Source organism: Kocuria sp. SM24M-10 (assembly GCF_001027955.1).
GTDB classification, from domain to species: Bacteria; Actinomycetota; Actinomycetes; order Actinomycetales; family Micrococcaceae; genus Kocuria; species Kocuria oceani.
In genome coordinates this window covers 1-11018 of the sequence record NZ_LDNX01000052.1, presented here as the reverse complement: position 1 = coordinate 11018, position 11018 = coordinate 1, and the positions used below count along the sequence as shown (strand labels likewise).

General features: G+C 74.4%; 10 protein-coding genes. 3 read left to right on the top strand and 7 right to left on the bottom strand.

Going from position 1 to position 11018, the window contains the following annotated elements:
• On the bottom strand, positions 1–863 hold an 863-nt coding region (locus ABL57_RS06125), incomplete at its 3' end, for a zf-HC2 domain-containing protein (RefSeq protein WP_047802571.1).
• Positions 864–1161: 298 nt separating this feature from the next.
• On the opposite strand from ABL57_RS06125, the gene ABL57_RS06120 reads away from it, so the two are divergent.
• Positions 1162–1641 carry a Fur family transcriptional regulator gene (locus ABL57_RS06120; protein WP_047802570.1) on the top strand — a complete coding sequence of 160 codons (480 nt, stop codon included), beginning with the start codon at positions 1162–1164 and terminating at the stop codon, positions 1639–1641.
• A 68-nt stretch (positions 1642–1709) separates the two neighbouring features.
• Here ABL57_RS06120 and ABL57_RS06115 read toward each other — a convergent pair whose 3' ends face one another.
• Positions 1710–3149, bottom strand: a complete 1440-nt coding sequence (locus ABL57_RS06115) for an SseB family protein (RefSeq protein WP_082157259.1) — start codon at positions 3147–3149, stop codon at positions 1710–1712.
• Between the two features lie 224 nt (positions 3150–3373).
• Between ABL57_RS06115 and ABL57_RS06110 the strand changes: the two genes are divergently transcribed.
• Together ABL57_RS06110 and rarD are read left to right on the top strand one after the other, a co-directional pair.
• Positions 3374–4630, top strand: a complete 1257-nt coding sequence (locus ABL57_RS06110; RefSeq protein WP_047802569.1) for a DUF6882 domain-containing protein — start codon at positions 3374–3376, stop codon at positions 4628–4630.
• A 21-nt stretch (positions 4631–4651) separates the two neighbouring features.
• The gene (gene rarD / locus ABL57_RS06105) at positions 4652–5593 is read left to right on the top strand and encodes an EamA family transporter RarD (RefSeq protein ID WP_047802568.1); all 942 of its coding nucleotides are present in this window, start codon (positions 4652–4654) and stop codon (positions 5591–5593) included.
• A 191-nt stretch (positions 5594–5784) separates the two neighbouring features.
• Here the strand turns inward: rarD and ABL57_RS21155 are convergent, their stop codons facing one another.
• The 5 genes from ABL57_RS21155 to ABL57_RS06085 form a co-directional block, all read right to left on the bottom strand.
• Positions 5785–5934, bottom strand: a complete 150-nt coding sequence (locus tag ABL57_RS21155) for a methionine/alanine import family NSS transporter small subunit (protein WP_082157258.1) — start codon at positions 5932–5934, stop codon at positions 5785–5787.
• Entirely contained in the window at positions 5931–7721 is a 1791-nt protein-coding gene (locus tag ABL57_RS06100; protein ID WP_047802567.1) for a sodium-dependent transporter, read from the bottom strand. Before ABL57_RS06100 ends, ABL57_RS21155 begins: the two co-directional genes overlap by 4 nt.
• 123 nt (positions 7722–7844) lie before the next feature.
• Positions 7845–8912 (bottom strand): polyprenyl synthetase family protein, encoded by a 1068-nt coding sequence (locus ABL57_RS06095; RefSeq protein ID WP_047802566.1) that lies wholly within the window; start codon positions 8910–8912, stop codon positions 7845–7847.
• 11 nt (positions 8913–8923) lie between these two features.
• On the bottom strand, positions 8924–10219 hold the full coding sequence (locus tag ABL57_RS06090) for a geranylgeranyl reductase family protein (RefSeq protein WP_047802565.1): 1296 nt from the start codon (positions 10217–10219) through the stop codon (positions 8924–8926).
• A complete protein-coding gene (locus ABL57_RS06085) occupies positions 10216–10920 on the bottom strand; it encodes a demethylmenaquinone methyltransferase (protein ID WP_047802564.1) in 705 nt (234 codons plus the stop codon). Before ABL57_RS06085 ends, ABL57_RS06090 begins: the two co-directional genes overlap by 4 nt.
• Positions 10921–11018 lie beyond the last annotated feature (98 nt).

Genomic DNA, 11018 nt, shown 5'->3' with positions numbered 1-11018 from the left:
CCCGTCACCGCCAGCCCGGCGAGCGCGGCGGCCGCCGCGAGCGTGCCGGCGCCCAGCAGGACCTTCCGTCCCCGCCGCGCGGTGCCGACGGCGGCCAGGGACCCTCCGGCGAGGTCCGCCCCCGGGACGGCGGCCGGGCGCTGCGCACCCGCCCGGCCGGCCGTGCGCACGATCTCGCCGAGCTCGTCCACGGTGTTCCCCCACAGGGGCACACCGGCGAGGACCGGCAGCACCCAGCCGCGGAGACCGGCCTCGGTGTCCTGCAGGTACAGGAGGTCGGCGGTGCAGCGGGGGCATCCGTCCAGGTGCGCCTGGACCTCGCTCCGCCGCGGCCCGGGCAGGACCCCGTCCACGAGGGCTCCGAGCTCCCCGGCGCACTCCTCGCAGGCGGACGTGCGGGGGTGGTCGAGCCGGAGCCTCCGGTAGGCGGCCCGCAGCCCGGCGCGCGCCTCGAGGTGCAGCGCGGTGGTGGCGGCGGTGCTCAGGCCGAGGACCGCGGCGGTCCGCTCCAGCGGCAACGCCTCCACCTCGGCGTGCCACAGCACGGCCTGCCAGGCCGGGGGCAGCCCGAGGTAGACGCGGGACACGGCCTCGGCGGAGCGCGGCGGCTCGGCCCCGGCTCGGCCCACGACGCCGACCAGGCGGGCGCGGAGGAAGGCCTCCGGTCCGTCGCCGGCGGGCAGGTCCGCGACGACCTGGTCCACTGCGGTGCCGGCCAGCTGCTCCGCGTCGGGGCGGCTGGGGGTGTGGAGGCGGGCCACGGCCACGGCCGTGGGCCAGTGCCGGTCCCTGAGGTCCTGGAACGCGTGGGGCTCTCCCGCCCGCACGGCGGCGAGCAGCTCCTCATCGGTGGTGCGCGTCATGGGTCTCCGTCGCTCTCGGGAGGGGGCGGCTGCAGGGCGGTGCGGGGCGACCCGGAAGTGCTCTCGCGATGCCCGGATCCCTGCCCGGACGGTGCCGGCGCGCGGCCGAGGCGTGCGCCTCCTGCTGCGGAACCCCCCGATCCCCCGCACCCCATCGTAGGTGGGCCCGCCGGACGGTGGCACGGCGCCCGCGTCACGCCGCCTTTTCGTTCGTAACACGGGCGTGGGGGCGCACACCGGCGGGCTGGTGACCTCCCGCACTATTGTGAGTTCATCGTGATAACGCTACGGTGGTGGCATGCAGACAACGGAACGCCCCGCCCCGGACGCCGGCCGCACCGCCGCGTGGTCGGACCGGCTGCGCTCCCACGGCCGCCGCGTCACCAAGCAGCGGCTGGCCGTCCTCGACGCGGTCGAACGCCGCCCGCACTCCACCGCGGAGGACGTGGTGGCCGAGGTCCGCGCGGTGCTGCCCGCGATCACCGTGCAGTCCGTCTACGTGGTGCTCTCGGACCTCACCGAGGTCGGCATGCTGCGCAAGTTCGAGCCGCCGGCCTCGCCGGCCCTGTACGAGACCCGCACCGGCGACAACCACCACCACGCCTACTGCATGCGCTGCGGGGCGGTCGTCGACGTCGACTGCGCCGTCGGCCACGCCCCGTGCCTCACGCCCTCGGAGCACCACGGCATGCAGCTGCTGGCCGCCGACGTCGTCTACCAGGGCATCTGCGCCGACTGCCTGGCCGCCGCACCGGCCCCGTCGCACGACGCACACTGAACGTCCCCGACCGGAACATTTCCGACTGAACGGGCCCGCCGAACGGCCTCGGCCGGGCGGCGCCGGGCTCAGTCCTCGCGCGGTTCCCGGGCGGCGCGCCGCCCCGCGGACGGTTCCGCCCGCTCCTCCTGCGTGTCCTCCTGCTGCGCGTCCGGTTTCTGTGTGTCCGGTTTCTGCGTGTCCTCCTTCTCCACGAGGGCCAGCAGCTCCCGGAGCTGCTCGGCGGTCAGCGTCGCCACGGGCGGGTGGGCGTTGATGCACACCTTCGCCGCCCCCGCGTCCAGGGCGAAGCGCAGTGCCTGGCGCGACGGCGCGGACCGCACCTCCAGGCCCGGGTCCAGGGCGGCGACCTCCGCCGCGGAGGTGAACAGCAGCAGGGTGTCGGGGGTCGCGCCCTCCTCCTGCGGCTTGGCGTAGACCGGGACGGCCCGTTCGCCCTGTACGCGGGCACCGAGCAGCAGCACCCCGTCCGGGGCCAGGAGCCCGGCGAGCAGCTGGGACATGTTGTTCTCGAGCATCGCCGCCTTGACCACGTCGTTGTGCGGAGCCCGCACCGCCCACTGGATCTGGGGCCGGCTGATCCGGCAGCCCCGGTGGGCGGGGTCGATGACCAGGTGGTCGTGCTGGGGGTCGTCCACCAGCATCTGCAGGACCTTCACGGCCGACTCGCGCAGCAGCACGGGCTTGCCCCCGTCCGGGTGGTGCCGGTCGAACATGGCCTGCGCCTCGGCGGCCGACGTGTAGGCGGCCAGCGACCGGGTCCCGTCGGGCTCCGAGAGGGTCTGGACGCGCAGCGTCGAGCCCGGCCCCACGGCCTGCCCGTCGGGGCCCTCGACCAGGGTGCTCGAGGTGACGTCGAGCAGCAGGGACCCGGCCATGCACTGGCGGATGACCTCGATCATCGCCTTGTTGTCGGGGGCCTCCACGAACCGGTCGATCGCCGCCCGCACCAGGGGGTGGACCACGCCCTCGCGCTCCGGCTCCTGCTCGGCGCCCGGGTCCAGGGCCGGCAGCTCGACGCCCTCCCGCGCGGCGAGCTCGGCCGCCCACCCCGGGATCCTGGCCCGGGTGCGCGGGAAGCTCCGGAGGTGCTCGAGCAGGTCCTGCGCCGTCCAGGGCCCCTCGGCCCCCCACGGCCGCGGCTCGCCCTCGAGGTCGTAGGTCCCGCCGATCCGGTGGGTGGGCTCGGGCCAGCCCTCCGCGAGGATCACCACGGTCGCGGTGAACCAGGTTCCTCGGCCCCGCACGTAGGAGCGGTCCCGCAGCTGCTCGACCGCCGGGATGACGGCGCTGTCCTCCTTGATGGGGCCCACGGTGCCGGGCACCGTCTCCTTTCCGCGCTGCTCGCGCACGCGCAGGTGGACGCGGCCGCCCTGGAACTTGAGGTCCACGATCATCCGGTCCCATCCCGGCTCGGTGCGCAGGACCGAGAGGATCCAGGTGCCGATGGTGTTCAGCAGCTCCTGCCGGCCCGGTCCGGGGGTCGGGGTGGCGGGGGTCTGGCTCATGCGGTGGCTCGTTCCCGGCCCGCGCGGGGCCTGCTCGGATCGTGGTGGTCTCGTCGGACGGCCACGGGCGGGACGCGGCGCCGCGGAGCCCGGAGGCCTCGCCCACCACCCTACCGAAGGCCCTCCGCCGCGCCCCTGCACCGCGGCGCCGGCGGGGTCCCCGACGCACGCCGGAGGCCCCGCCGTGACGCTCCCGCGTCCGGGATGGTTGCTAGCCTGGGCGCATGACGAAAACGCTGCAGGATCTGATCGACGAGTCGATCTTCATCTCCACCGAGTACCAGGCCAGGCTGGCCGAGCTGACCCAGGGCGCCGAGTGGGACGTCGACTTCTCCGCCCCCGCGTTCACCCTGCAGACCGACCCGCCCGTGAGCCTCACCCCGTACCTGCTGGGCACCGAGTCCACCTCGCGCGGGTCCTGGATCTGGTCCTGGCAGGAGCTGGGCCACTTCCCGGACACCGTGGTCTCCGCCGCGGTGCAGGCGAGGGAGGCCGGCCGGCGCCTGGGCGTGGAGGAGCTGTCCACCGACGAGCTGCCCGTGGCGGACGGACTCGCCCGCCGGCTGACGCTCGCGGCCAAGGCCGTGACCGGTGTCTACGCGCACTACCCCGCGGGCGCAGGCGGCGGCGTCACCGCGTGGTTGCTGCTGGAGGGCCCCGAGCTCGAGCTTCCCGAGCTCACCGTGGAGCGGATGATGCGGGTCATCGCCGAGGCGCTGACCACCGACACCGCGGTGGACCACAACCTCGCGGTGGACTCCTACGCCAAGCTGCGCGGCGCGCACATCGAGTGGGACACCGAGGCGACGTGCGTGGTGACCGTCCGGGACGGCGCCCAGCGCTTCTGGTTCGACGACCACCAGATCTCCGGCGTCGAGCCCGCCGAGCCCACCGTCGGCCCCGACGTGCTCGCGGACCTCGCGGCGGACGCCCGTGCCCGGGCCGTGGCCCTGCGCGAGGACCGGGCCGCCGCGGAGAGCGCGGCCGCCCGCGAGGCGAGCCGGCCGCAGGCCGCCGCCCCCGAGGCGGCCCCGGTGCCCGCCGACGCCCGGCAGGAGGAGTCCGAGCCGCTGGAGGTCCCCGACTTCGTGGAGACGGAGCACGTGGCCCCGGAGCACGCGGCGCCGGTGCGCGAGAACGAGCAGCCCCGGGAGACCGCGGAGCCGGTCGCGGCCGCCGCGGACGGCGATCTGCCCTTCGATCAGGAGCCCTCGGACCGGGACGTGCGTCCCGGCCGGGTGAGCACCACGGTGGTGCCCGGGCCCGAGCCCGTCCGCCCCGCCGCGGAGGAGCCCCGCGAGCCGGTCGCCGAGCGGATCCCGGAGCCCGCCGCCGAGCGCGAGGTGGAGCGGGAGGTCGTGGCCGGTCCCGGCGTCCCGGGCAGCGCCGAGGCCGAGCCCGTGGTGGAGGGCGAGGAGCCGGCCGAGGAGGAGCAGGGCGAGCGGAAGAAGGGCTTCTTCAGCCGATTCTTCGGCCTCTGAGGCCCGGCGGTACCCTCGAGCGTGACCGCATACAACACCGCACCCGGCCCGGATCCCGACGAGCAGTCGAGGACCCGGGCCGGTCTGCTGGCCGGCTTCGGCGCCTACGGCATCTGGGGGCTGCTGCCCCTCTACTTCGTCGTCCTGGAGCCGGCCACGCCCCTGGAGATCGTGGCGCTGCGCGTGCTGTTCTCCCTGCTGTTCTGCCTGGTGCTGCTCGCGCTCACGCGGCAGCTGGGCACGCTGGGCCGGGCCCTGCGCACCCCGCGCACCCTGGCGGCCCTCGCCCTCGCGGGCCTGCTCATCGGGATCAACTGGTTCCTCTACGTGCTCGCCACGACCACGGGGCACACCATCGAGGCCTCCCTGGGGTACTTCATCAACCCGATCGTGGCCATCCTGCTCGGCGTGGTCGTGCTGCGGGAGCGGATGCGGCGGCTGCAGTGGGCCGCCGTCGGGGTGGGGTTCGTCGCCGTCGTGGTGATGGCCGTCTTCTACGGCAGCGTGCCCTGGCTCTCCCTCGGCCTGGCCTTCTCCTTCGGCCTCTACGGGCTGGTCAAGAACCGGGTGGGGGCCTCCTTCCCCGCGGTGGTGACCCTCACGGTGGAGACCCTGGCCCTGACCCCCGTGGCCGCGGTGGTCGTGGCGGCGCTGTCGGCGGACGGTTCCCTGACCCTCGGCACGGAGGGCCCCGGCCACGCCGCGCTGCTGCTGGCCGCCGGGGTGATCACGGCCGTGCCCCTGATCCTCTTCGGCGCCGCGGCGAGCCGGCTCCCGCTGTCCACGGTGGGGATGATCCAGTACCTGACGCCCATCATGCAGTTCCTGCTGGCCGTGCTCGTGCTCGGCGAGCAGATGCCGCTGGTGCGCTGGGTCAGCTTCTGCTTCGTGTGGCTCGCCGTTCTCCTGCTCGTGCTCGACGCCATGCGCACGCCGCGGGCACGGAGGGCGGGGCGGGGCTGAGCCGGTCCCGGGGGAACTTCGCCGGCAGCGGCAGCGGGAGGCCCGGGGCGGACCGGGGCGGACCGGGAAGCAGCCGGCGCGAGCCCCAGGCTCTGCGAGGACCCGGACCGGTCCGAGGACACGAAGAGGGCCCCCGGTGCCGCGCGGCGCCGGGGGCCCTCCTGCCGTTGCGGGCGGGCCCGGGACGACGGTCAGGTGGTGCGGGGGTAGTCCTCGGTGCCGAAGCCCTGGTCGTCGTCCGGCACCTCCGGGGTGCGCCGCAGGTGCAGCACCGCGGCGACGAAGCCGCCCCACAGCAGCAACGCGGCGACGATCATCATGATGACGGCGGACGTGGTCATCGGGGGTCCTCCTCGGACGTGGACGGGGTGGCGGACGGGGCGCTGGACCCGGTGCCGGACGCGCTGGTCGTCCAGGGCGCGGCCGGGGTGGCGGCCCCTGCGGCGTGCTTGCCCGACGGTGCGGCCGCGCTCTGCTCCACCGTGCGGTAGGAGAAGTCCTGGTCCAGGGCCGGGGTGCGAAGTGCGGTGTCCGACCATCGGGACAGCGGCTGGTCGCCGCGGATCCGGTTGCGGTCCACGAAGGCGTCCAGGATCGCCGGGGAGGGACTCAGGTCCGAGGCCGCGGACGAGGCCGGCCACGGCAGCCGCGAGAGCAGCAGCGCGATGACCACCAGGCCGACGGCGGTGCCCCAGCCGAACGTGTTGACGAACCACGCCGGCATGTCACCGTAGCCCTCCGCGAGGGTCGTGGTGAGCGTGTTGATGAGGATGTAGCCCAGCACGATCGGGGTGACGCCTCCGACCACGACCATCCACGCCCGGCCGAGCTTGAACGAGGAGACGGAGTTGAGGTGGTCCCGCAGCGTGGGCAGCGCCGAGAAGCCGGCGGTGAGCAGCATGACGGACACCAGGGCCGCGGCGACGATGCCGAACTGGTTGACGAAGTTGTCGGTCACGTCGAGGAGATTCAGGCCCGTGGTGGTCGTGAACAGCGCGAGCGAGATCAGGGCCATGGGCAGGACCACCAGCAGGACCGCGCTGCGCCGACGCAGCCCGAGCTTGTCCTGTGCCGCGGCCACGACCACCTCGACGATCGACACCAGGGACGTGAATCCGGCGAAGGTCAAGGTCGCGAAGAAGAGCACACCGATCAGGGTGCCGAACGGCGCCTGGGAGATGATCGTGGGGAACGCGATGAACGCCAGGCCGATGCCGGAGGTCGCGACCTCGTCGACGCTGGTGCCCGCGGCGCCGGCCATGAAGCCCAGCGCCGCGAAGACGCCGATGCCGGCCAGCAGCTCGAAGCTCGAGTTCCCGAAGCCGACGACCAGGCCCGAGCTCGTGAGGTCCGTCTTGGGCTTGAGGTAGGACGAGTAGGTGATCATGATGCCGAAGCCCACGGACAGCGAGAAGAAGATCTGGCCGTAGGCGGCGACCCACACGGAGCTGTCGGCCAGGGCCGCCCAGTTCGGGGTGAAGAAGGCGTTGAGCCCGTCGGTGGCTCCCGGCAGGGTCAGGGCGATGATCACGATCGACAGGAACATCAGCACCAGCAGCGGGATGAGCACGAGGTTCACCCGGCCGATGCCCTTCTGCACGCCCAGCAGCAGGACCACCAGCAGCGCGGCCCAGGCGATCGCCGTGGCGATCAGCACGGTGGGGACGAAGTCGAAGCCCACCGTGATCTGCTCCGAGCTCTGCAGGACGTCGGTGAGGAAGTAGGCCGCCGGGTCGTCGCCCCACGCCTTGCTGAACGAGAAGATCGTGTAGAGCATGGCGTAGCCGAGGATCACGGCGTAGTACACGGCGATGACGAAGCTGATGCCCATCTGCCACCAGCCGATCCACTCCGTCTTGGGGTGGAGGCGGCGGAAGGCCAGGGGCGCGGACGCGCGGAAACGGTGGCCCACTCCGTACTCGAGCATGAGCAGCGGCAGCCCGGCGGTGAGCAGGGCGACCAGGTACGGGATCAGGAAGGCGCCGCCGCCGTTCTCGTAGGCGATGTACGGGAAGCGCCAGATGTTGCCCAGGCCGACGGCGGAGCCGATCGCGGCCAGGATGAAGACCGTGCGGCTGGAGAACGCCTCGCGGGGCGCCGCGGCACGGCCGGGTGGGGACTGGGTCATGGTGGTCCTCGGGTGCGGTAAGTGGTCTGGGGACGGCTACAGGCTAGTCCGTCCGGCCACCGCGCCGCGCCGGGGTCCGCCCCGGTGCCCGGCCGTGCCGGGCGGGGCCTCCGGGCTCCTCGCTCAGGCCTCGCGGTGGACGACGGCGTGCGCGAACGCCACGAGCGCGCGCTTGGCCACCGAGTCCGGCAGCGGCGCGAGGGAGGCGATGGCCTCGTCGGCCCAGCGGCGGGCGATCCGCCAGGCCTCGTCCGTGGCCCGGTGCCCGGAGACCGCGGCCACGGCCTCGGCCAGGGCCGCGTCGGACGCGAGGTCGCCGTCGAGGAGCTCGACGGCGCGCCGCGCCTCGGCGTCGCCCTCCCCCGCCATGCGGCGCAGGAGCAGCACCGGCAGGGTCGGCACGCCCTCGCGCAGGTCGGTGCCGGGGGACTTCCCGGAGACCTCGTCCTCGCCGGCCACGTCGATGACGTCGTCGGCGAGCTGGAAGGCGATGCCGACCTTCTCCCCGTACTCGACCATGACCTCCACGACGTCCTGCGAGGCGCCGGCCAGCACGGTGCCGAAGTGCCCGCAGGCGGCGATGAGGGAGCCGGTCTTGCCCGCGAGCACGTCGAGGTAGTGCTCCAGCGGGTCCTGCCCGTCGCGCGGGCCGACCGTCTCGTGCAGCTGGCCCAGCACGAGCCGTTCGAAGGTGTGCGCCTGGATCTTCAGGGCGCGCTGGCCGAGGTCGGAGACCATGGAGGAGGCACGGGCGAAGATGAGGTCGCCGGTGAGGATCGCCACCGAGTTGCCCCACACCGTCTGGGCGGTGGCCACGCCGCGGCGCAGGGGCGCGGAGTCCATGACGTCGTCGTGGTAGAGGGTCGCGAGGTGGGTGAGCTCGACCACCGCGGCGGCCTCGAGCACGGCGTCGTTGACGCCGCCGCCGATCTCCCCGGCCAGCACGGTCAGCAGCGGGCGCACCCGCTTGCCGCCGGCCTGGAGCAGGTGGCGGGAGGTGACGTCGGCGAGGTGGTCGGCGCTGCGCACCGCCTCGTCCAGGCGCTCCTCGATCCGGGCGAGCGCCTGCAGCACGACCGGACCCAGCCGGTCGTCGGTCGCGATGAGGTCGAAGCCGGCCGGCAGCTTCACCTGATCGGTGCCGAGACCCGTGGAGGGGCCGCCGGCGCTCGAGGAGGAGGTTTCAGTCACGGTCCACCACTCTAGCGAGTTTTCGGGGGCCGGGTGTTGTCCGTGGGGGGCGTCAGGGCGTCCAGGAGGGCGACCACGCGGTCCTCCCACGCGGTGGCCGGACGGTCGGAGAGCTCCGTCATCACCCGCACCACGAACCGCATCAGGGCGGGCACCGCCATGCCGGTGCGCACGGCGGCCTTCATCACGGCGGGGCTGCCGATCAGCTGGGCGAGGACGCGGCCCTGCGTGAAGTGGGCCCCCCACTCCTGCCGCACCCGGCCGGGGTAGCCGGCGAGCACGCGCTCGCGCTGGGCCGGGCCGTTGGCGGCCGCCGCGGCCACGACGTGCTCGGCGGCGTAGCGGGCGGACTCCATCGCGTTGGAGATGCCCTCGCCGTTGAACGGGGAGACGAGTCCCGCGGCGTCGCCGAGCAGGAGCATCCCCGGGACGTGGTGCGGGGTGCGGTTGAAGGCCATCGGCAGGGCCGCACCCAGCACGCGGCCGCGGCGGTGCTCCTCGTCGAAGGTCCACTCGGCGGGCATGGAGGCGGTCCAGCCGGCGAGCACCTTCCGGTAGTCCAGGGACCCGAACGCCGGGGAGGTGTCCAGGATCCCGAGCCCCACGTTCGCCGTGCCGTCCCCGACGCCGAAGACCCAGCCGTAGCCGGGCAGCAGCGCCCGGCGCGGGTCGTGGCCGTCGGTGAGCTCGAGCCAGCCCTCCATCCAGTCCAGCTCCGAGCGGGGGGACTCGTAGTAGGCGCGCACCGCCACGCCCATGGGCCGGTCGCCGCGCTTGTGCAGCCCGGCCGACACGGCGGACCGGGCGGAGTTGCCGTCGGCGGCGAGCACGACGTCGGCGCGGTGCTCCTCGATCTCGCCGGTGCGCCGCCCGGCGTCGTCGAGCACGTGCGCGCGGGCGCCGACGACCCGCCCGGTGCGGTCGCGCAGCACCCCGGTGACGGAGCGGCGCTCCAGCACCCGGGCACCGGCGCCGCGGGCGTGCTCGGCGAGCTGCTGGTCGAAGCCGGTGCGGGTCCGCACCAGCCCGTAGCCGGGGAAGTCGCTGAGCTCCGGCCAGGGCACCTCGACGGTGCGCCGCCGGGCCACCAGGCGCAGGCCCCGGTTGCGGGCGTAGCCCAGCTCCGGACCGTGCGGCAGGCCCATGAGCTGCATCTCCCGCACGGCCCGCGGGGTCAGCCCGTCGCCGCAGACCTTCTCCCGGGGGAACGCGGTCTTCTCCAGGACCGTGGCCCGGATCCCGTGCGCCGCGAGCCAGTACCCGGCGGTGGCACCGGCCGGGCCGCCGCCGAGGACGAGGGCCCTCATCGGGCCGGGCCGGGCTTCACGGCCCGGTGCACGGCCACGATGCCGCCGGTGAGGTTGCGGTACTGCACGCCCTCCCAGCCCGTCTCGAGGATCTGCGCGGCGAGCTCCTCCTGGTCCGGCCACGCCGCGATGGACTCGGCGAGGTACTGGTAGGCCGCGGGGTTGGAGGAGGTGCGCGCGGCGATCCCCGGCAGCGCCTTCATGAGGTACTCCGTGTAGACGGTGCGCAGCGGGGCCAGGGCGGGGGTGGAGAACTCGCAGATCACCAGCCGCCCGCCCGGGCGGGTGACGCGCAGCATCTCGGCCAGCGCCCGGCGGTGGCCCTGGATGTTGCGCAGGCCGAAGGAGATCGTCACGGCGTCGAAGGAGGCGTCCGCGAACGGCAGCTGCGTGGCGTCCGCCTGCACGAACTCGATGTCGGGGCGGCGGGCGCGGCCCACCTCGAGCATCCCGAGCGAGAGGTCCGCGGCCACGACCTCCACGCCGGCGTCGGCGTAGGGCTCCGAGGAGGTGCCGGTCCCGGCGGCGAGGTCGAGCACCCGCTCCCCCGGCACCGCCGCGACGGCCTCCGCCACGACCCTGCGCCAGCCGCGGGCCCGGCCCAGCGAGAGGATGTCGTTGACGAGGTCGTAGCGCGGCGCCACGTCGTCGAACATGGCGGAGACTTCGTGCGGCTGCTTGGACAGGTCGGCTCGGTTCACCCGGTCATTGTCGCACCTCCCTCCGACGCCCCGGTCCGCCCCCGGCCCGCCCGCGCCCGGCGGTCCCGGCGCCCGCGGGCGGCGGTCCCGGCGCCCGC